This is a genomic window from Mycobacterium paraintracellulare (genome assembly GCF_000276825.1).
Lineage (GTDB): Bacteria > Actinomycetota > Actinomycetes > Mycobacteriales > Mycobacteriaceae > Mycobacterium > Mycobacterium intracellulare.
In genome coordinates, this window is sequence record NC_016948.1 from 4,836,428 (window position 1) to 4,856,237 (window position 19,810).

Sequence of the window (19,810 nt, forward strand, 5' to 3'; positions counted from 1 at the left end):
GGGTTTACCGAAGGGGCGCGAACGCGAACTCGCGCAACCCGTCACCCGGTAAGACCGAAGCGCTAAACCCCAGCACCTCGGCCGCCCGGGACGGGTCGGCGACGATGTGGCGCACGTCGCCGCTGCGATATTCACCGGTGACCACCGGCGACAGTGAACCGCCCCGCGCGTCGCACAGCGCCGCGGCCACCTCGAAGATCGAAATCGGCTGCCCCGAGCAGACATTGGCCGCGAGAAAACCGTCGTCGTGCGCTAGCGCCGCGACGTTGGCGGCGGCCACGTCATCGACGTGCACGAAGTCACGCATCTGGCCGCCGTCCTCGAAAACCCTTGGCGGCTCGCCCTTTTCCAGCGAAGACCGGAAGATCGCCGCCACGCCCGAATACGGGGTGTCGCGCGGCATGCCGGGGCCGTAGACGTTGTGGTAGCGCAGCGCCACCACCGAGCCGCCGGTGGCCTCCGACCAGGCCAGCGCGTAATGCTCCTGCGCGGTCTTGCTGGCCGCGTACAGGCTGCGGGGGCGCAGGCAGGCGTCCTCGTCGACGAGGCACCACGCCAACTCCTCCCCGCCGACCGGGCACCGGTGCTCGAAGGCCCCGGCGTCGAGGTCCGCGCCCCGGCGCGGCAGCGGGTCCACGCGCCCGTGCCGGCGGCAGTGATAGTTCCCCTGCCCGTAGACGACCATCGAGGACGCCAGCACCAGGCGCCGCACCCCGGCGGCGAACATCTGCGCCAGCAGCACCGTGGTGGCCAGGTCGTTGTGGCCGCCGTAGGCGGGCGCGTCGGCGGCGTCCACGCCGGCGCCCACCATCGCCGCCTGATGGCACACCGCGTCCACGCCGTCCAGGAGCGGGGCCAGCGCGTCGGCGTCGCGCACGTCGACGCGCTGACATCCCTTCGGCAACACCGGGTTCGGGCCGTGCGCGGCGGGCAGCAGGACATCGACGGCGACGACGTCGTGGCCGGCGGCGCGCAGCGCGGCGCCCACCCGCGCGCCGATGAACCCGGCCGCGCCGGTCAACAACACCCTCATGGCAGCTCGATGGGCAGCGTCACCCCGGTGTGCGGCAGGCAGGTGGTGCAGGTGCGGTCGGCGGCGACCCGGCCGATGGCCGCGCGCACCAACGCCTTGAACGGCCCGATGTTGCGTTCGAATTCGGCGAACACGTCGACGGTCCGCACGCCCTCCCCGGCGCTCACGCCGGCGTCCAGGTCGGTCACCAAAGCGATTGCCGCGTAACAGATTTCGAGCTCCCTAGCGAGCACGGCCTCCGGGTATCCGGTCATGTTCACCAGCGAGAACCCGGCGGAGGCGAACCACCGGCTTTCGGCGCGGGTGGAAAAGCGCGGCCCCTGGATCACCACCATGGTGCCGCCGTCGACCACGCCGGGGAGGTCGGTGACCGCCGCGCGCAGCGTCGGGCAGTACGGATCGGCGAAGTCGACGTGGATCCCGCCGGAGTCGAAATAGGTGTCGGCGCGGCCCCGGGTGCGGTCGACCAGCTGATCGGGCACCACGATGGAGCCCGGGCCGAGTTCGGGTTTGAGGCTGCCGACCGCGCACGGCGCGAGCACCCGCCGCACGCCGAGTTTGCGCAGGGCCCACATGTTGGCCCGGTAGGGAACGGTGTGCGCGGAGAATTCGTGCTTGGCGCCGTGGCGGGGCAGGAAGGCGACGTCGTGTCCCTCGATGGCGCCCACGGTGACCGGGGCGCTGGGCGCTCCGTAGGGGGTGTCGACCGTGACGTCGTCGGCGTCGGATCCGAAGAAGGTGTAGAAGCCGCTGCCGCCGATGACTCCGAGCATCCGACCATTGTGGTGCATGACCACGCGGTGATCGCGGGGCCTGGGGAGCGGCGGCCCGCATCCTGGCAGGATGACGTTGTGGCCAATCTCGGGCAGTGGGTTTCGGGTGCGCGGCCGCGGACGTTGCCCAACGCGGTGGCGCCGGTCGTCGCCGGCACCGGCGCCGCGGCCTGGCTGGGATCCGCGGTGTGGTGGAAGGCGCTGCTGGCGCTGGCCGTAGCGCTCGCGCTGACCGTGGGCGTCAACTACGCCAACGACTACTCCGACGGCATCCGCGGCACCGACGACGACCGGGCCGGTCCGGTGCGCCTGGTCGGCTCGCGGCTGGCGGCCCCGCGGGCGGTGCTGGGCGCCGCGCTCGCGAGCCTGACGATCGGGGCGCTCGCCGGGGTGGTGCTGGCGCTGTTCAGCGCGCCGTGGCTGATCGCGGTGGGCGCGGCCTGCATCGCCGGGGCGTGGCTGTACACCGGCGGCTCGAAACCCTACGGCTACGCCGGTTTTGGCGAGGTCGCGGTGTTCCTGTTCTTCGGGCTGGTCGCCGTGCTCGGCACCCAGTACACGCAGGCGTTGCGGGTGGACTGGGTGGGGCTGCTGCTGGCGGTGTCGGTCGGGGCGCTGTCGTCGTCGGTGCTGGTGGCCAACAACCTGCGCGACATCCCCACCGACGCGCGGTCGGGGAAGATCACCCTCGCGGTGCGGTTGGGCGACGCCCGCACCCGCGTCCTGTATCAGGCGCTGCTGGGCACCGCCGGTGTGCTGACGCTGGCGCTCATGGTGGCCACCCCGTGGTGCGCCGCCGGACTGGTGGCCACGCCGCTGGCCCTGCGCGCCATGGCCCCGGTGCGATCGGGCCGCGGCGGCCCGGAGCTGATCCCGGTGCTGCGCGACACCGGGCTGGCGATGGTGGTGTGGGCGATCGCGGTGGCGGCCGCGCTGGCGATAGGTACCTAGAGTGCGAGCAGAGGCAAAGGCCCCCGAAAACGGCGCTGGTGGGGTACTTTTGCGTCTGCCCCGGGGATAGCGAAGGACCGCAATGAAGCAGATTTCCGCGACCAGCGGGCCCACCAACATCGGCTTGCTCAGCGTCGGGTCATACCGCCCCGAACGCGTGGTGACCAACGACGAGCTCTGCGAAAACATCGACTCCTCCGACGAGTGGATCTATTCGCGCACCGGGATCAAGACGCGCCGGTTCGCCGCACGCGACGAATCCGCCGCCTCGATGGCGACCGAGGCCGGGCGGGAGGCGATCGCCAAGGCCTCCCTCGAGGCCTCCGACATCGACTGCGTCATCGTGGCCACCAGCACCCACCTCCTGCAGACCCCCGCGTGCGCCCCCGCGGTCGCGGCGGCGCTGGGCGCCACCGGCGTGCCCGCCTTCGACATCTCGGCGGGCTGCGCCGGGTTCGGGTACGCGCTGGGCGTCGCGGCCGACATGATCCGCGGCGGGACCGCCGCCAGGGTGCTGGTCCTGGGCTCGGAGAAGCTGTCCCCCACGATCGACATGCAAGACCGCAGCAACTGCTTCATCTTCGCCGACGGCGCGGCCGGCGTGGTGGTGGGCGAGACGCCCACGCAGGGCATCGGGCCGACCGTCTGGGGTAGTGACGGCAACCAGGCCAGCGCCATCCGCCAGGACATCGACTGGCTCGACTACCTGGAGAATCCCACCGGCCCGCGCCCCTTCCTGCGGCTCGAGGGCAGCGCGGTCTTCCGCTGGGCGGCTTTCGAGATGGGCAAGGTCGGCCAGCAGGCCATGGACGCGGCGGGGATCCGGCCCGACGAGATCGACGTCTTCGTGCCGCACCAGGCCAACAGCCGAATCAACGAGATTCTGGCCAAGAGCCTCGAGTTGCGGCCGGACGCGGTGATCGCCAACGACATCGAGCACACCGGCAACACCTCGGCGGCGTCCATCCCGTTGGCCATGGCCGAGGTGCTGGCGACCGGGGCGGCCAAGGCCGGCGACCTGGCCCTGCTGATCGGTTACGGCGCCGGCCTGAGCTATGCCGCCCAGGTCGTCCGGCTGCCCAACGGCTGAGCCCTCACCCGTCCTCGCGCGTCTCGTCGGGCGGGGCGTCCCCGTGCAGCCGGGCCTGCAGCAGCTCGCGCTCCCGTCGGCGCCGTTCGCCGGCGATCGCCAGCGCCGCGGTGGCGCGCCGGCGCAGCGGCCCGAACACCCAGATGCCCAGCGGCATCGCGATGATCAGCGCGAACAGCGCGGCCACCACGAGGGGGAACTGCGTGATGCCCGCCAACCGCGCGACGCCATAGATCACGGCGGTGAGCACGACCGCCAGCAGCAACCGCGCCGCCATGTATGCCAAAACGGGGACGACGACGTGGTTTTCGGCGCTCTCGCCGCCCGCGCCGTTTCCCGGGCCCCCGATGGTGTTGTCGCTACCTTCGTGTGACACAGCCAAAGCCTACGGCGCGGGTATATTCGCCCGAAGGAGGTGTTGTGTGGTCTACCTGCTGCTCGTCGTGATTTTGGGAACGCTGATCTACGTCGGCTGGCGTGCCGCGCGATCCCAGGTCCACCGACCGAAGACGCGCGTCATCGGGCCCGACGACGATCCGGATTTCCTGCGGCGGCTGGGCCACGGCGATAACAACCCGCGCTAGTAGCTGGATAGCGACCGCCGCTAGCCCAGGACTCCCGGGTTGCGCTGGTCGCCGGGGAATCCGTCGGCGACGATGGCGGCCAGCTCGGTGAGCGCTTCGCGGGTGGGCCGCCGCAGCCGCTCCAGGTCGATCTCGGCGCCCTCTTCCAGGTGCGGGTCGAACGGCACCAGCTGGACCGCGCGGCAGCGCCGGGAGAAGTGCTCGATCACCTTGTTCATGTCGACCTTGCCGGGGCGCGGGCGCACCCCGTTGATGACCGCGATCGAATTGCGGACCAGGTCTTCGTGGCCGTGGGCGTCCAGCCAGTCCAGCGTGGCCGACGCGCTGCGCGCGCCGTCGATGGAGGCCGAGCTGACCACGACCAGGGCGTCGGCCCTGTCGAGCACCGACTTCATCACCGAGTGCAGCAGGCCGGGTCCGCAGTCGGTGAGCACCAGGCCGTAGAACCGCTCCAGGATGTCCAGGATCCGCCCGTAGTCCTCGGCGCTGAAGGCCTCCGAGATCGCGGGGTCGGTCTCCGAGGCGAGCACCTCCAGGCCGCTGGGGCCCTTCGAGGTGTAGCGGCGCACGTCGCTGTAGCGCTCGATGGTTCCGGCGTCGTGCAGCAGCTGACGCACGGTCGCGGCGGTCTCCAGCGGGATCTTCTGGCTCAGCGTGCCGCGGTCGGGGTTGGCGTCCACGGCCACCACGCGATCGCCCCGAATGGAGGCGAAGGTGGCGCCCAGCGTCGCGGCGATCGTCGTCTTGCCGACACCGCCCTTCAGCGACAGGAACGCCACCCGATACGAGCCCCGCAACGGCCGGTTCACCTGGGCGACCAGGTTGTTGTAGCGGCTGGCCCGGGGGCTTTCGCCCAGGTTGATCAGCCCGCCGGACATCTTGTACAGCAACAGCCGCCACCCGTCGGACGGCGGCGGCTGGACCGGCCGCAGCAACATGCCGGTGGACAGCTCCGGATACGGCGTGTGCGGGAGGTGCTCGGGGCGCTGCGGCGCCCCCTGCATCTGGGTGGGCGGGGCGTCCGGCCCGGCGTAATAGGCGCCGTAAGCGGTCGGGTCGACGCGCGGGATGCCGGTGACCGGGGTGGAGTCCCACGGCGGCATGGCGCCGGGCCGCGGCGCGGTGGGCGGGGCCGCCTGCTGGTGTTCGGGGGTGGGGACGCGGCGCTCGGTGCGGAATCCGGCGAAGGCGCGAGTCGGGGCGTCCCCGCCCGACTCCGGTTGCGGTTCGCCCGCGTCCTGCTGGGCGGGCGCCGATGACGTCTGTGGGGGAATTTGCGTGGTCGGTTGTTCGGGCGCCCCCACGCCCGCCGTTGGATGCTCGGACACTGCATTCCCCCTTGTTGTGCGCTTGTCGTGCGCTATTCCGTTGTGTGCGTTATTCGGGGCGGTTGTTCGCTCTCACCCGACGCCCGCATACGAATGCAGGCCGACAGTCACCAGATTAACGAAGAACAAATTGAAGACCATCGCCACAAAGCCCGCGACGTTGATCCACGCGGCTTTGCGGTCCCGCCATCCGGCGGTCGACCTGGCGTGCAGGTAGGCGGCGTATATCACCCACGCGACGAAGGACACGGTCTCTTTGGGGTCCCAGCCCCAATACCTGCCCCAGGCCTCTTCGGCCCAGATGGCCCCGAAGATGACCCCGAACCCGAAGACCGGAAACGCGAAGATCGTCGTGCGGTAGGCAATGCGGTCCAGGGTTTCCGCGTCCGGGAAGCGCCGCACCAGCCGGGCCGCGGCGCTGTCGGTATCGGGATCCCCCAGCCGCGAGGTGCGCAGCAGGAACAGGATGCTGGAGATCCCGGCGACCAGGAACACCCCGGATCCCAGGCTGACGACGGACACGTGGATGGGCAGCCAGTAGGACTGCAACGCGGGCATCACGGGCGCGGCGTTGGTGTAGAGCCAGCGTCCCGACACCGTGAGCAGGATCAGCACCGGCAGCAGCAGAAAGACCCACAGCGGACGGTATTGGGGGCGGCGCAGCACGACGGCCCCGGCGATCAACCCGCACAGGCAGGTCAGGTTGATGAATTCGTACATGTTGCCCCACGGCACCCGCACCGTGGCCAGGCCGCGCAGCACCAGGCAGGCGAACAGCAGGCCGATGCCCAGGTACACCACGGACAACCCGGCCCGCCCGACGCGCTCGTCGAGCGGGCGCTGGTCCGGCTGTTCGACCACGCCGGGGGTGGCGGAGTCGGCGCTCACCGCGCCGGCCAGCACCCGGGCGCGCTGGTCCGCGCGGCGCCCGCCGGCGTACGCCAGCTCGAAGGCCAGCAGCAGCAGCGCGATGACCAGCGCGACGACGGCCGACGTGAACGCCCAGTCGGAGTAGCGCGCCAGCTCGACGTTGACGTGCAGCGTGTTCATGTGACGTCCACCTGAGAACTCCTTTGGGACGCGGGGGGCGTCTCGGCGCGGCCGGCCCCGCCCAATCCGTCCAGCAACCGCTCGGTCAATCGCTCGAACTCGTCGCCCCACCCGGAGTTGTCGGTGCGCGCCAGCCCGCCCAGCTCGACGTTCACCGTACCGGGTGCCCCGCCGGCGTCGGGCGTCAGACGGACCCACACGCGGCGGCGGCGCACCAGCAGCGACACCACCAGACCGCCCATCATCGTGATCGCGAAGACGAGCACCCAGGTCTGGCCGGGGTCGTGGGAGACCTGGAGATTGACGAACGGCACGGCGCCGACGAAGCGGATCACGGTGCCGGCGGCCGGCCCCTGGTCGATCCGGACCGCCTGGCCCGCGCGCAGGTTGACCCGCTTCTCCTTGGTCAGCCGGCCCTGCTCGATCAGCCGGGGATCGAGGGTGAACAGCGACTGGGGCCGCCCGGTGTCCAGGCCGGTGTCGCCGCGGTAGATGTCGACGGCCACCGCGGGGGCGTTCAGGGCCGGGAACCGCGACGACAGCAGCGTGCCGTCCAGCTGCTCGGTCGGCGCGAGCAGGCCCTGGATCGCGATCTGGTGCGCGCGGCGCTCCGCCGGGGTGGGATAGGTGCCGGCGGGCGGGTCGATGCGGGCCACGCCCGAGGAGAGCAGGGTCTGCGGATTGTCGGGTCGCCACTGCACGGTCGACGTGCGGACCTGCCCGTCCGGGAACGTGACGCTGAAGGTGGGCGCGTAGCCGTGCCCCTGCAGGTACACCCGGTCACCGCCGAGCCGCAGCGGGTGGTTGACCTCGAGCCGGTAATGGCGCCAGGTGTTGGCGGTCAGGTCCTCGCCGGACTGGTAGGCGATGTTCGCCGCGAACGAGGTGGCCTGCCCGGACGGCAGGTAGTGCGCCGCGAAGTCGTCGACCCGGATGCACAGCGGGTGCAACGAGGTGCCGTCAACGGTGTTGCCGGCCCGGAACGAGTCGAACGCGGCCGGCGACGCGGAACAGAAGCCGGGGCCGCCGTCGGCGATGACGATCACGTTGCCCTCGTAGCCGAACAGCTTGCCGACGGCCACCGCGACCAGCAGGCCCAGCAGCGAGAAGTGGAAGACGATGTTGCCGAATTCGCGGAGGTAGCCCTTTTCCGCGGATACCTCCACGACGTCGGAGGCCGCGCCGTCTTCGTGGCGGATGGCGGTGCGCCAGCCGCGCAGCCGGTCGGTGATCGCGTTGGCCAGGGTGTTGAGCTCCTCGGCGCCGGCCCGGATCTGGTGGCTGGCGTGCTTGGGCAGCCGGGCCAGGTTGCGCGGGGCGGCGACCGGGGTGGACCGCAGGCTGCGGACGTGCTCGATCATCCGTGGGGTGAGGCAGCCGACCAGGGACACGAACAGCAGCACGTAGATGGCGGTGAACCAGAAGCTGGAGAACACGTTGAACGCCTGCAGCCGGTCCAGCCAGGGCCCGATCACGGGGTGGGCCTTGAGGTAGTCGTCGACCTTGCCGGCGTTGAGGTTGCGCTGCGGCAGCAGGGCGCCGGGGATGGCGCCGAGCGCGAGCAGGAACAGCAGCACCAGCGCGGTGCCCATCGAGGTCAGCGCGCGCCACGTGTTGCGCCCCCACGCGAGGAGTTGCCTCAAATCGGGAGCCTCACGTCGGACACGAAAGCGTCGCGCAGCCAGGAGACGAAGTCGTTCCACACCCCGGTGACCAGCAGGGCGCCGACGGTGATGAGCAGCACGCCGCCGAACACCTGGATGGCCCGGGTGTGCCGGCGCAGCCAGCCCAGGCCCGCCACCGCGCCCGCCGAGCCGAATGCCAACAGCACGAACGGGATCCCCAGCCCCAGGCAGTACGCGATCACCAGCACGATGCCGCGCGCCACGCTGGCGCCGTCGGTGGCCGAGGCGACGGTGATCACGCCGGCCAGCGTCGGCCCCAGGCACGGCGTCCAGCCCAGCGCGAACACCGCGCCCAGCAGCGGCGCCCCGGCGACCGTCGTCAGCTGCCGCGGGCTGAACCGCGCCTGGCGCTGCAGGGCCGGGATGAGCCCGACGAACACCAGGCCCATCACGATGGTCAGCACGCCGCCGGCCCGCTGCAGCAACAGCTGGTTGGTGATCAGCGTGGTCGTCATGCCCAGGACGGCGACGGTGCCCAGGATGAACACCGCGGTGAATCCGGCGACGAACAGCGCCGCCGATCCCGCGACCCGCCAGCGCGCGCCCGGCGGGGCTTTCACGGCGCCGGGGGGCGGTTGTTCGTCCACGCCGACGACGGCGGCCAGGTACGACAGGTAGCCGGGCACCAGTGGCACCACGCAGGGCGAGGCGAACGACACCAGCCCGGCCAACAGGCACGCGCCGAGCGCCACCAAAAGCGGTCCGGCGGCGGCGATCTGGGTGAAACCGGTCACTCGTGGGCCAATCGTTGCACCACCGGCTGCAGGTCGCCCGCCAGCATCTCGCGCAGGAAGACCGCCGCGACGCGGTGCTGACGGTCCAGGACCAGCGTGGAGGGGATCACGGTGGTGGGGTACTTGCCGCCGAACGCGATCAGCGTGCGCATGGCCGGGTCGTAGATCGACGGGAACGTGACGTGGCGGTCGTTGACGAAGTCCAGTGCCGCCTGCCGGTTGTTGTCGCGGACGTCGATGCCGAGAAACGACACCCCGGCGCCGCGGGTGGCGTCATACACCTGCTGCAGCTGGGTGACCTCGGCGCGGCACGGCCCGCACCACTGCCCCCAGATGTTGATGACCACCACCCGGCCGGCGAAGATCGGATCGTCCAGCGACAGCGTGTGCGCGGGGTCGGCAAGGTCGGGGCCCGCCAGGGGGCCGGGGCGGCCACGGCTGGACGGCGGGTCGTAGGAGATGTCGGTCTTGCCGCCGGGCGAGACGAACTCGAAGGTGCCGCCCTGGGCGACCGCGTCGTGGCCCGAGGAACAGCCGGCGAGCAGGCCGGAAACCAGGGTCGCCAGCGCGGCCCCGGTCATCGCCAGCCCTCGTATGTTCAAGGGGCCGCCGGCTCGGAGTACTCGACGCCGGCCAGCCGGTCGCCGTCGTAGACCAGGGTGGTCACCGACGCGAGGCCGCATTGCCGCCGCCGCGGGTCGTGCCACAGCCGCTGACCGGTCAGGTGCAGGCGCAGCGTCCACACCGGCAGTTGGTGGCTGACGCACACCACCTCGTGGCCGGCGCCGCGGGCGCGGGCCTTGTCCACCGCCGTCTCCATCCGGGCCGCGATCTCGGTGTAGGGCTCCCCCCACGACGGCCGGAACGGGTTGCGCAGCTGCCACCACACCCTGGGGTCGCGCCAGGCGCCGTCGCCGGGGCTGACGCGCCGGCCCTGGAAGAAGTTGGCGGATTCGATGAGGTCCGGGTCGGTGTCGACGGGGAGGCCGTGCTTGGCGGCGATGGGCGCGGCGGTTTCCTGGGCGCGTTGCAGGGGCGAGGCGATCACCGCGACGATGTCGCGGTGATCGAGGGCGTCGGCCACCGCGGCCGCCTGCGCCCGGCCCGCCTCGGACAGGTGAAACCCGGGCAGCCGCCCGTAGAGGACGCCGCTCGGGTTGTACACCTCGCCGTGCCGCACGACGTGCACCCGGGTCTGCTCGGCCATCAGGACTTCCCCTCCTCGGCTTCGGCGGCGGCCCGCGCGGCGCCCGGCAGCGCCTCGGCGATGCGGTCGAAGGCGCCGTCGTCGAGCGCGGTCGAGACGAACCACGCCTCGAAGGCGCTGCACGGCGGGTAGACGCCCGCGTCCAGCAGCGCGTGAAAGAACGGTGGATAACGCCAGGTCTGGCTGGCGCGCGCGGAGCCGAAGTCCGTGATCGGAGTGTCGGAGAAGAACACGCTGAGCATGTTGCCGGCCCGCGGAATCTGGTGCGCCACACCGGCATTCGTCAACGCGTCGGAAAAGAGCCCGGCCAGGCGGTCGGCGTTGGTGTCCAGCCTCGTGTAGGCGGCGGCATCGGCGTTGCGCAGTGTCGCCAGCCCGGCGGCCATCGCGACCGGGTTTCCCGACAGCGTGCCGGCCTGATACACCGGGCCCAGCGGCGCCAGCCGCTCCATCACCTCGGCCCGCCCCCCGAAGGCGGCGGCCGGCAACCCGCCGCTCATCACCTTGCCGAAGGTGAACAGGTCGGCGTCGACGGGATCGATTCCGTACCAACCGCTTCGGCTGACACGGAAGCCCGTCATCACCTCGTCGATGATCAGCAGCGCGCCGTGTTCGGCGGTGATGGTCCGCAGTGCCGCGTTGTAGCCGGGCGCGGGGGGAACCACCCCCATGTTGCCGGGACTGGCTTCGGTGATCACCGCGGCGATCTGGTCGCCGAACCGGGCGAAGGTCTCGCGCACGGCCTCGATGTCGTTGTAGGGCAACACGATGGTGTCGGCCGCCGTCGCCCCGGTGACGCCCGGTGAGGACGGCAGACCCAGCGTCGCCACCCCGGAGCCCGCGTCGGCGAGCAGCGCGTCGACATGGCCGTGGTAGCAGCCGGAGAACTTGATGACCTTGGCCCGGCCGGTGAAGCCGCGGGCCAGCCGCACCGCGCTCATGGTGGCCTCGGTGCCGGAGTTGACCAGGCGGACCCGGTCGACCGGTGCCACCCGCCCGATCATCTCGGCGGCCAGCTCGCTCTCCGCAGGCGTGGGCGCCCCGAACGACAGGCCCGAGGCGGCGGCCTTCGCGACGGCGTCGACCACGGCGGGGTGGGCGTGGCCCAGGATCATCGGGCCCCACGAGCAGACCAGGTCCACGTAGCGGTTGCCGTCGGCGTCGGTCAGCCAGCAGCCGCGCGCCTGCGTGATGAACGGCGGCGTCCCGCCGACCGCGGTGAACGCTCGGACGGGAGAGTTCACGCCGCCCGGAATGACGGCGCAGGCGTCCTCGAACAGCCGCGCCGAGGCCGCCGTGGCCCGAGGGGCTCCGGTGGCGTGCGCGGTCGCCCGATCACTGCTTCCCATGACGACTAGTGTCCCAGCCTTCGCGGCCCGTCCAACTACAGGGTGTAGCAGGGCAGGCCGGTCGGCCGGTCAGGCCCCTTGCCGTTCGGCTTCCTGCGCCTTTTGATAGTCGTGGCGCGCGGCGTCGCGTTCCTTTTCCGCCGCGCGCTGGTGCGCGGCGACATCGCCGAGGCGCTGGGCGACCGCGCGCTCATGGACTTCGGCGGCCCGCTCGTGCGCGACGGCGGCGTCGTAGTGGCGCTGCACTCCGCGGCGGTGAGCCTCCTCGTCGCGCTCGTGGGACGCCTCGGCGCGCTCGGCGGCGCGGCGCGCGTCGTCCACGGTGACGGCCTTGCCCGCGGCGAGTTCCTCCCCCCGGCGCACCAGCTCCTCCGCGCGCCGGGCGGCCTCGTTACCTGCCGCCTGCCCCATGAGACGACATTAGACCCGTGGCCCCACAAAGATCGGGTTGTCCTGGCCCGGGGCCTGCGAGTTGGATGGGAGGATGCAACTCCCCCAAGGACTTGCCCGGTTCAACCGTCACGTCACCAACCCGATCCAGCGGATGTGGGCCGGTTGGCTCCCGTCCTTCGGGATCCTGGAGCACGTGGGGCGGCGCTCGGGCAAGCCGTACCGCACACCAGTGAACGTGTTTCGCACCGAGGTCGACGGCAAACCCGGGGTGGCGATCCTGCTGACGTATGGCCCCGACCGGGATTGGCTGAAGAACCTGACCGCGGCGGGCGGCGGGCGCCTACGCACCCGGGGCAAAACCGTGGGTGTCGCCGATCCGCGCGTGGTCTCCAAGGCCGAGGCGGCGGCGCACGTGTCCCGCGGCGTGCGACGGGTTTTCGCCAGGCTGCCGTTCGAGCAGGCGGTATTGCTCACCCTGACGTCCTGAACGCGCGGGTGATGCGGATCGCGGCGATCGTCGAGCGGGCGGTCGGCCTCGAGGGCGGTCGACGCGGCGGGCCCGCCAACGCGGTGGTCAACTTCTCCGGTCACACCGTCTCATTGGTCGCGGTGATCGCCGACGTGATCCGGGGCGGGCGGCCCGTGGCGGGCGTGGCGTTCAACTCGATCGGGCGGTTTGCGCAGAGCGGGATCCTGCGCGACCGGATGATCCCGCGGGTGCTGGCCGCCTCCCCCGACGCGCTGCTGGATGCGTCCGGGTTCCTCGATCCGGCCGCGGTCGTGGCGTGCGCGCTGGCCGACGAGAAACCCGGCGGTCATGGGGACCGGGCGGCCGCGGCGGGAGCGCTGGAACTGGCGTGCTGGGACCTCAACGCCAAGCTGCGCGACGAGCCCGCGTGCGTGACGATCGCCCGCCACGCCGGGCGGGATCCCGCGCCGACGGTGCCGGTGTATGCCGCCGGCGGCTACTACTACGCCGAGGGCGGCGTCGTCCAGCTGCGCCGCGAAATGCGCGGGTACCTCGACCTCGGCTATGACGCGGTCAAGATGAAGATCGGCGGCGCCGCGCTGGGCGAGGACCTGACGCGGATCGAGGCCGTCGTCGACGCCGTCGGCGACGCGGGACGGGTCGCGGTCGACGCGAACGGCCGCTTCGTCCGCGCACAGGCCACCCGCTGGGCGGACGCGCTGGCCCCCTACGGCCTGCGCTGGTACGAGGAGCCGGGTGATCCCCTCGATTACGCGCTGCACCGCGCGGTGACGGACCGCTACGACGGCGCGGTGGCCACCGGCGAAAACCTGTTCTCGGTGCCGGACGTCACAAACCTGGTTCGCTACGGGGGCATGCGGCCGAATCGTGATGTCTTCCAAATGGATCCGGGGCTGAGCTACGGGCTGGGCGAGTACATGCGGATGCTCGACGTCCTGGAGGCTCATGGTTTCGATCGCCGGTTCGCGTTTCCGCACGGCGGGCACCTGATCAACCTGCACGTCGCCGCCGGGCTCGGCTTGGGCGGGTGTGAGGCTTACCCGGGAGTGTTCGCGCCGTTCGGCGGCTATTCCGATGCCTGCGTGGTCTCGGGCGGCCGGATCGCGCCAACGGACGCAGCCGGGTTCGGCCTCGAGGAGAAGGCCGGCCTGGCCGAACTGATCGCGGAGCTGACCGGAGGGTGCGGATGAAGATCGCGGTAATCGGTTGCGGGGCAATGGGTTCCATTTACGCCGCCCGGCTGGCGACCGCGGGTAACGACGTGCTGGCCATCGACCGCCACGAGCCCAGCGTCGAACGGATCAGCCGCGACGGCCTGCGGGTCACCGGCCCGGGCTACGACCGGGTGGTGCCGCTGCGGGCCAGCACCACCGCGCCGGACGAGCCGATGGATCTGATCGTGCTGGCGATCAAGGCGGCCGACGTGACAGTCGGTGCGCGCCAAGCCCTTCCGATGCTGGGGCCGGCCACACCGGTGCTGACCATCCAGAACGGTTTGGGATCGGCGGAGACGGTCGCCGGCATCGTCGGCGCCGAGCGCGTCGCCGTCGGCATCGCCAGCGGGTTCGGGGCGTCGCGGGTGGCCCCCGGCCATGTGCATCACAACGCCATGCGGGCGATGCGCTTCGGCGCCCACTCGTCGCTGCCGCATGCGACGGTCGAAACGATCGCGCGGGCCTGGACCGACGCCGGATTCGACGCCGCCGCGGTCACCGACATCGCCGCCATGCAGTGGGAGAAGCTCATCTGCAACGCCGCCTACAGCGCGCCGTGCGCGCTGACCGGCATGACCGTCGGCCAGGTGATGGACGATCCGGAGATGGCTCCGGTCAGCCGGGCCGCCGCCACCGAGGCGTGGACCGTCGCCCGCGCGTCCGGCATCGCGGTGGCCGTCACCGACCCTGTCGCCCACGCGCGCGACTTCGGCGCGCAGATGCCCGACGCCAAACCGTCGGCGCTGCTGGACCACGAGGCCCGCCGCGTCAGCGAGATCGACGTCATCAACGGCGCGGTGCCGCGCCAGGGCGCACGGGTCGGCGTCGCGGCGCCGGTGAACGCGACGCTGACCGCCTTGATCAAAGCGATCGAACGGCAGTGGGGCTGACCGGGCTCCGCTAGAACGGGCCAGGACGGGTATACGGCACCGGCACGCGCCGCGATGAGAGGAAGCCGCCGATGACCGACACCGTCACCGACTCGGGCCGCGAGCAGCGCCTGACCGAGCGCGTCGAACAGCTGTACGCCAACGACCCGCAGTTTCGGGCCGCCGCGCCGTCGCAGGAGGTGACCGAGGCCGCGCACCGCGCGGGACTGCGGCTGGCCGAGGTCGTCGACATCTACCTGAGCGGTTATGCCGATCGGCCCGCCCTCGGCCAGCGCGCCTGCGAGGTGGCGCGCGATCCGGCGACCGGGCGCGCGGCGACGTCCCTGCTGTCGGGGTTCGAGACCATCACCTACCGCGAGCTGGGTGACCGGGTCGCGGCGCTGGCCGCCGCGTGGCGCTCCGGCCTGCCCGGCGGGTTGCGCCCCGGCGACTTCGTCGGCGTCCTGGGCTTCACCAGCATCGACTACGTCGTGCACTACCTGGCGTGCATCCGGCTGGGCGCGGTGTTCGTGCCGCTGCAGACCAGTTCGACGGCGGCCCAACTCGCCCCGATCGTCGCCGAGACGTCGCCGCGCATCCTGGCCGTGAGCGTCGAGTCCCTCGGCACCGCGGTCGATGTCGTCCTCGAGGCACCGTCGGTCCAGCGCCTGGTGGTGTTCGATTACACCAGCGACGACGACGAACAGCGCGGCCGCTACGACGACGCCCGCGCGCGCCTGCGCGACGCCGGGCACGGCGCCGAGATGGTGGCGCTCGCCGCCGAGCTCGCGTCCGGTCGCGAGCGCCCGGCGCCGGAGGCCCACGTTCCGGGCCAGGGCGAAAACCCGCTGGCCACACTGATTTACACCTCCGGCAGCACCGGCACCCCCAAGGGCGCGATGTACACCGCCGACATGATGACCCGGATCTGGCAGCGCCCGCACAGCCCCTCGGTGGACATCGGCCGGGTGATCCCGGCCATCCACCTGCAGTACATGCCGCTGTCGCACGTGTACGGGCTGGAGTGGCTGATCGCCACCCTGTCCTCCGGCGGCATCGGCTACTTCGCCGCCAAGAGCGACATGTCCACCCTGTTCGACGACATCGGCTTGGTCCGGCCCACCGCGTTGAACCTCGTCCCCCGGGTGTGCGACATGTTCTTTCGCCGCTACCGCAAGGAGCTCGACCAACGAGCCGGCGACGGCCTCACCGCCGAACAGCGCGACGAGGCGGTGAAAGCCGAACTGCGGCAAGACTTCATCGGCGGGCGGGTCATCTCGGCGATGTGCGGCAGCGCGCCGCTGTCCAAGCAGATGCACGCCTTCATGGAGTCGCTGCTCGACGTCACCGTAGCCGACGGCTACGGCGCGACCGAGACCGGCGGCGGCATCATGCGCAGCGGCCGGATCAGGCGCCCGCCCGTCACCGACTACAAACTCGTCGACGTCCCCGAGCTGGGCTACCTCACCACCGACAAGCCCTACCCGCGCGGCGAGCTACACCTGAAGGCCAGCAACGTGATTCCCGGATACTTCAAGCACCCGGAGCTGTCGGCGCAGATCTTCGACGACGAGGGGTTCTACAAGACCGGCGACATCATGGCCGAGCTGGGGCCCGACCACCTGATGTATCTGGACCGCAGCAACAACGTCATCAAACTCTCGCAGGGTGAATTCGTCGCCGTCTCCCAGCTGGAGGCCACCTTCTCCACCAGCCCCTACATCCGCCAGATCTTCCTGTACGGCAGCAGCGAGCAACCGTTCCTGCTCGCGGTGATCGTGCCGAACGTCGACGCCGTCGGCGGCGGCGACGCGCGCGCCCTGATCGCGGAGTCGCTGCAGCAGATCGCCGCCGACTCCCACCTGCACCCGTACGAGGTCCCGCGCGACTTCCTGCTGGAGCCGCAGCGTTTCACCCGGGACAACGGGCTGCTGTCCGGGGTGGGCAAGCTGCTGCGTCCGGCCCTCAAGGCGCGCTACGGCGAGCGCCTCGACGCCATGTACGACGAGATCGAGGCCAGCCACGGCAACCAGCTCGACGAGCTGCGCTCCGCGAGCCGCGAGCTGCCCACCATCGACACGGTGCGGCGGGCGGCCGCCGCAACCCTGGGCCTGCCGGCGGACGCCGCGCTGCGCGGCGACGCGAAGTTCATTGAGCTGGGCGGTGATTCGCTGTCGGCGTTCTCCTTCGCCACGCTCCTGTCGGAGATCTTCCACATCGACGTGCCCGTGCAGACCATCGTCAGCCCCACCGCGACGCTTTCCACCATCGCGAACTACGTTGACGGCGAACGGACTTCGGAATCGACGCGGCCGACGTTCGCCTCGGTGCACGGCCGGGGCGCCACCGTCGCCCGCGCCGCGGATCTGACGCTGGCCAAGTTCATCGACGACGACACGTTGGCCGCCGCGCCCCACCTGCCGGCGCCGACCGGCGCCGTCAACACCGTGCTGCTGACCGGGGCCAACGGCTACCTCGGGCGCTTTCTGTGCCTGGATTGGCTGGAGCGCCTGGCCCCCACGGGCGGCACGGTGATCTGCCTCGCCCGCGGGGCGGACCCGACCGCCGGGCGTCAGCGCATCGAGGCGGCCATCGACAGCGGCGACGCCGAATTGTCGCGGCGTTTCCGCCAATTGGCCGACAAACATCTTCAGGTGCTCGTCGGTGACGTGGGCGCCGCCAACCTCGGGCTGGACACGCCCACCTACCAGCGCCTGGCGCGATCGGTGGACCTCGTCGTGCATTCGGCCGCCCTGGTCAACCACGTGCTGCCGTACAGCCAGCTGTTCGGCCCGAACGTGGTGGGCACTGCCGAGATCGTCAAGCTGGCGATCAGTGAGCGCCTCAAGCCGATCAACTACATCTCCACCGTGGCCGTGACGACGCTGCCGGATGGCAGCTTCATCGGCGAGGACGCCGACGTGCGTTCGGCCAGCCCCTCGCGCTCCCTCGACGAGTCGTATGCCAGCGGGTACGCGACCAGCAAGTGGGCCGGCGAGGTGCTGCTGCGCGAGGCCCACGACCTGTGCGGCGTGCCGGTCGCGGTCTTCCGGTCCGACATGATCCTGGCGCACAGCGATTTCGCCGGTCAGCTCAACGTGCCGGACATGTTCACCCGGCTGATCTTGAGCCTGGTGGCGACCGGGATCGCGCCGCGATCCTTCTATCAACTCGACGCGTCCGGCAACCGGCAGCGCGCCCATTACGACGGACTACCAGCCGATTTCACCGCCGAGGCCATCACCACGTTGGGCGCGCGCACCCGGCAGGGTTACCACACCTACAACGTGCTCAACACCCATGACGACGGCGTTTCGTTGGACACGTTCGTGGACTGGCTCATCGCCGACGGGCACGAGATCGAACGGGTCGACGACTACGACGAGTGGCTGGCCAGATTCACCGCGGCGATGAAGTCGCTGCCGGACAACCAACGGAAGAGTTCCCTGCTGCCGCTGATGAGCGCCTACGCCAAGCCGGGCCAGCCGACGCACGGCACCGGCATGCCCGCCGAAAAGTTCCGCGCGGCAGTGCAATCCGCGGGGATCGGCGCCACCCGGGATGTCCCGCACGTCACGCAGGCGTTGATCGACAAATACGTCGCCGATCTGCAGCGGCTGGGATTGTTGCGCACCCGTGCCGGAGCGCACGCGGGATGAGGGACCGCGCGCCGGTGTGTGCTCAGTCGCGGGAAGCCACGCCGCCGCGTCCGCGCCGCCGGGCAACGACGTAGAGCCCGATCACCACCGCCCAGGACAGCAGGCCGAGCCACAGCTGACTGCGCGCCCGCTGATCGAACGCCATCTGCACCAGCACCGCGGTGATACCGGCCAGGGTGAGGATGGACAGCACCGGGAAGAACCACATCTTCACCGTCAGCTTGTCCGCGGGCGTGCGGCGGCGCAGGACGATCTGCGACAGCGCGATCAGCCAGTAGACGAACAGGATGACCGCGCCAGATGAGTTGAGCAGGAACAGGAATACCGTGTGGGGCGCGACCCGCGCCATGATGACGCACCCGAATCCGACGGCCGACGAACACAGGATCGCGAGATAGGGGACGCCGCGGCCGCTCAGCTGGACCAACCGCATCGGCGCCTCGCCCCGATCGGCGAGGACGAACAGCATGCGCGACGCCGTGTACAGCCCGGAGTTCAAACACGACAGCACCGCGGTGAGCACGACCGCGTTCATCACCTGATCCGCTCCGGGCAACCCCATGTGCTTGAGCGCGGCCACGTACGGCGAGCCGCCGAGTTGTCCCGAGTCCCACGGCAGGATCGCGACGAGCAGGAAGACCGAACCGACGAAGAAGATGCCGATGCGCACCACGACCGATCTGGTCGCCCTTTGGACCGCGAGCTCGGGGTCGCGGCTTTCGGCCGCGGCGACGGTGACGATCTCGGCGCCCACCATCGAGAAGATCACCACCACGATCGCGGCGAACACCGCGCCCACACCGTGGGGAAAGAACCCGCCGTGTGCGTGCAGGTTGGCCAGGCCCCCGGGATGCCCCGGCACCAGGCCCAGGACGTACACCGCGCCGACGGCGAGGAAGATCGCGATGGCCGCGACTTTGATTCCGGCGAACCAGAATTCGAACTCCCCAAACGACGTCACGGAGAAGAGGTTGGTCGCGGTCATCAACACCATCAAACCCAGCGACAGCGCCCAAAGGGGCGCGTGCAACCAGTAGGTGAGGACTTTACCGCCGGCGACCGCCTCGAAGCCCACCACGATCACCCAGAAGTACCAATACAGCCAGGCGACCGAAAACCCCGCCCAGCGGCCCAGGGCGCGGGCCGCGTAGTCGGCGAACGAACCCGTCGACGGGTTCGCGGCCGCCATCTCGCCCAGCATCCGCATGACCAGGACGACGAGCAGGCCGCACAGGGCGTAGGTGAGGAATGCGGCCGGCCCGGTGTCCTTGATCACCACGCCGGATCCGACGAACAGGCCGGCACCGATCACGCCGCCAAGGGCGATCATGCTCAGTTGGCGCTGCGACAGCCCTTGGCGCAGTTGCGAAGTGCCAGCCATGACCAGCCACCCCCTGCGCG

At 70.9% G+C, this 19,810-nt stretch carries 19 protein-coding genes; 7 read left to right on the plus strand and 12 right to left on the minus strand.

Going from position 1 to position 19,810, the window contains the following annotated elements; all coding sequences use genetic code 11:
• Positions 1 to 4 precede the first annotated feature (4 nt).
• Positions 5 to 1,033 carry an NAD-dependent epimerase/dehydratase family protein gene (locus OCQ_RS22465; RefSeq protein ID WP_014385851.1) on the minus strand — a complete coding sequence of 343 codons (1,029 nt, stop codon included), beginning with the start codon at positions 1,031 to 1,033 and terminating at the stop codon, positions 5 to 7.
• On the minus strand, positions 1,030 to 1,806 hold the full coding sequence (locus OCQ_RS22470; RefSeq protein ID WP_014385852.1) for an S-methyl-5'-thioadenosine phosphorylase: 777 nt from the start codon (positions 1,804 to 1,806) through the stop codon (positions 1,030 to 1,032). The genes OCQ_RS22465 and OCQ_RS22470 overlap by 4 nt, the downstream gene beginning before the upstream one ends.
• 78 nt (positions 1,807 to 1,884) lie before the next feature.
• Between OCQ_RS22470 and OCQ_RS22475 the strand changes: the two genes are divergently transcribed.
• Entirely contained in the window at positions 1,885 to 2,757 is an 873-nt protein-coding gene (locus OCQ_RS22475) for a 1,4-dihydroxy-2-naphthoate polyprenyltransferase (protein ID WP_008261080.1), read from the plus strand.
• A gap of 82 nt (positions 2,758 to 2,839) precedes the next feature.
• Complete coding sequence (locus OCQ_RS22480; protein ID WP_008261082.1) at positions 2,840 to 3,847, plus strand: beta-ketoacyl-ACP synthase III; 1,008 nt, start codon at positions 2,840 to 2,842, stop codon at positions 3,845 to 3,847.
• Between the two features lie 4 nt (positions 3,848 to 3,851).
• On the opposite strand, the gene OCQ_RS22485 is transcribed toward OCQ_RS22480, so the two are convergent.
• Positions 3,852 to 4,223: a DUF4229 domain-containing protein gene (locus OCQ_RS22485; protein WP_008261083.1), complete on the minus strand. Its 372-nt coding sequence runs from the start codon at positions 4,221 to 4,223 to the stop codon at positions 3,852 to 3,854.
• Between the two features lie 46 nt (positions 4,224 to 4,269).
• Here OCQ_RS22485 and OCQ_RS26670 point away from each other — a divergent pair, with 46 nt between their 5' ends.
• A complete protein-coding gene (locus tag OCQ_RS26670) occupies positions 4,270 to 4,431 on the plus strand; it encodes a hypothetical protein (protein ID WP_008261085.1) in 162 nt (53 codons plus the stop codon).
• 20 nt (positions 4,432 to 4,451) lie between these two features.
• Here OCQ_RS26670 and OCQ_RS22490 read toward each other — a convergent pair whose 3' ends face one another.
• From OCQ_RS22490 to OCQ_RS22525, 8 genes are all read right to left on the minus strand, one after another.
• The gene (locus OCQ_RS22490) at positions 4,452 to 5,759 is read right to left on the minus strand and encodes a MinD/ParA family ATP-binding protein (RefSeq protein ID WP_008261087.1); all 1,308 of its coding nucleotides are present in this window, start codon (positions 5,757 to 5,759) and stop codon (positions 4,452 to 4,454) included.
• 72 nt (positions 5,760 to 5,831) lie between these two features.
• Positions 5,832 to 6,809, minus strand: coding sequence for a c-type cytochrome biogenesis protein CcsB (gene ccsB, locus OCQ_RS22495; protein ID WP_014385854.1), 978 nt, complete (start codon positions 6,807 to 6,809; stop codon positions 5,832 to 5,834).
• A complete protein-coding gene (resB, locus tag OCQ_RS22500) occupies positions 6,806 to 8,401 on the minus strand; it encodes a cytochrome c biogenesis protein ResB (RefSeq protein ID WP_008261091.1) in 1,596 nt (531 codons plus the stop codon). The genes ccsB and resB overlap by 4 nt, the downstream gene beginning before the upstream one ends.
• Before the next feature lie 47 nt (positions 8,402 to 8,448).
• Positions 8,449 to 9,228 carry a cytochrome c biogenesis CcdA family protein gene (locus OCQ_RS22505; protein WP_014385855.1) on the minus strand — a complete coding sequence of 260 codons (780 nt, stop codon included), beginning with the start codon at positions 9,226 to 9,228 and terminating at the stop codon, positions 8,449 to 8,451.
• Positions 9,225 to 9,809 (minus strand): TlpA disulfide reductase family protein, encoded by a 585-nt coding sequence (locus tag OCQ_RS22510; RefSeq protein WP_009952542.1) that lies wholly within the window; start codon positions 9,807 to 9,809, stop codon positions 9,225 to 9,227. The genes OCQ_RS22505 and OCQ_RS22510 overlap by 4 nt, the downstream gene beginning before the upstream one ends.
• 17 nt (positions 9,810 to 9,826) lie before the next feature.
• Positions 9,827 to 10,435, minus strand: coding sequence for a histidine phosphatase family protein (locus OCQ_RS22515; RefSeq protein WP_008261096.1), 609 nt, complete (start codon positions 10,433 to 10,435; stop codon positions 9,827 to 9,829).
• Positions 10,435 to 11,784 carry a glutamate-1-semialdehyde 2,1-aminomutase gene (gene hemL / locus OCQ_RS22520; protein ID WP_014385856.1) on the minus strand — a complete coding sequence of 450 codons (1,350 nt, stop codon included), beginning with the start codon at positions 11,782 to 11,784 and terminating at the stop codon, positions 10,435 to 10,437. The genes OCQ_RS22515 and hemL overlap by 1 nt, the downstream gene beginning before the upstream one ends.
• 69 nt (positions 11,785 to 11,853) lie before the next feature.
• Positions 11,854 to 12,195, minus strand: coding sequence for a hypothetical protein (locus tag OCQ_RS22525; protein ID WP_008261101.1), 342 nt, complete (start codon positions 12,193 to 12,195; stop codon positions 11,854 to 11,856).
• Between the two features lie 73 nt (positions 12,196 to 12,268).
• Here OCQ_RS22525 and OCQ_RS22530 point away from each other — a divergent pair, with 73 nt between their 5' ends.
• The 4 genes from OCQ_RS22530 (at position 12,269) to car (ending at position 18,409) form a co-directional block, all read left to right on the plus strand.
• Positions 12,269 to 12,664 carry a nitroreductase family deazaflavin-dependent oxidoreductase gene (locus tag OCQ_RS22530; RefSeq protein WP_008261103.1) on the plus strand — a complete coding sequence of 132 codons (396 nt, stop codon included), beginning with the start codon at positions 12,269 to 12,271 and terminating at the stop codon, positions 12,662 to 12,664.
• Positions 12,665 to 12,675: 11 nt separating this feature from the next.
• Complete coding sequence (locus tag OCQ_RS22535; protein ID WP_041785232.1) at positions 12,676 to 13,857, plus strand: enolase C-terminal domain-like protein; 1,182 nt, start codon at positions 12,676 to 12,678, stop codon at positions 13,855 to 13,857.
• Entirely contained in the window at positions 13,854 to 14,771 is a 918-nt protein-coding gene (locus OCQ_RS22540) for a ketopantoate reductase family protein (RefSeq protein ID WP_008261107.1), read from the plus strand. The genes OCQ_RS22535 and OCQ_RS22540 overlap by 4 nt, the downstream gene beginning before the upstream one ends.
• Positions 14,772 to 14,842: 71 nt before the next feature.
• Entirely contained in the window at positions 14,843 to 18,409 is a 3,567-nt protein-coding gene (gene car, locus OCQ_RS22545) for a carboxylic acid reductase (RefSeq protein WP_014385858.1), read from the plus strand.
• Positions 18,410 to 18,431: 22 nt separating this feature from the next.
• Here car and OCQ_RS22550 read toward each other — a convergent pair whose 3' ends face one another.
• The gene (locus tag OCQ_RS22550) at positions 18,432 to 19,790 is read right to left on the minus strand and encodes an amino acid permease (protein WP_014385859.1); all 1,359 of its coding nucleotides are present in this window, start codon (positions 19,788 to 19,790) and stop codon (positions 18,432 to 18,434) included.
• Positions 19,791 to 19,810 lie beyond the last annotated feature (20 nt).

Excerpts from the sequence above, each read along its gene's own strand:
- OCQ_RS22530 (WP_008261103.1), top strand. The coding sequence starts at position 12,269 with ATGCAACTCCCCCAAGGACTTGCCCGGTTCAACCGTCACGTCACCAAC.
- OCQ_RS22535 (WP_041785232.1), top strand. The coding sequence starts at position 12,676 with ATGCGGATCGCGGCGATCGTCGAGCGGGCGGTCGGCCTCGAGGGCGGT.
- OCQ_RS22515 (WP_008261096.1), bottom strand. The coding sequence starts at position 10,435 with ATGGCCGAGCAGACCCGGGTGCACGTCGTGCGGCACGGCGAGGTGTAC.
- OCQ_RS22470 (WP_014385852.1), bottom strand. The coding sequence starts at position 1,806 with ATGCTCGGAGTCATCGGCGGCAGCGGCTTCTACACCTTCTTCGGATCC.
- OCQ_RS22510 (WP_009952542.1), bottom strand. The coding sequence starts at position 9,809 with ATGACCGGGGCCGCGCTGGCGACCCTGGTTTCCGGCCTGCTCGCCGGC.
- OCQ_RS22525 (WP_008261101.1), bottom strand. The coding sequence starts at position 12,195 with ATGGGGCAGGCGGCAGGTAACGAGGCCGCCCGGCGCGCGGAGGAGCTG.
- hemL (WP_014385856.1), bottom strand. The coding sequence starts at position 11,784 with ATGGGAAGCAGTGATCGGGCGACCGCGCACGCCACCGGAGCCCCTCGG.
- resB (WP_008261091.1), bottom strand. The coding sequence starts at position 8,401 with ATGGGCACCGCGCTGGTGCTGCTGTTCCTGCTCGCGCTCGGCGCCATC.
- OCQ_RS22465 (WP_014385851.1), bottom strand. The coding sequence starts at position 1,033 with ATGAGGGTGTTGTTGACCGGCGCGGCCGGGTTCATCGGCGCGCGGGTG.
- car (WP_014385858.1), top strand. The coding sequence starts at position 14,843 with ATGACCGACACCGTCACCGACTCGGGCCGCGAGCAGCGCCTGACCGAG.
- ccsB (WP_014385854.1), bottom strand. The coding sequence starts at position 6,809 with ATGAACACGCTGCACGTCAACGTCGAGCTGGCGCGCTACTCCGACTGG.
- OCQ_RS22550 (WP_014385859.1), bottom strand. The coding sequence starts at position 19,790 with ATGGCTGGCACTTCGCAACTGCGCCAAGGGCTGTCGCAGCGCCAACTG.
- OCQ_RS22540 (WP_008261107.1), top strand. The coding sequence starts at position 13,854 with ATGAAGATCGCGGTAATCGGTTGCGGGGCAATGGGTTCCATTTACGCC.
- OCQ_RS22480 (WP_008261082.1), top strand. The coding sequence starts at position 2,840 with ATGAAGCAGATTTCCGCGACCAGCGGGCCCACCAACATCGGCTTGCTC.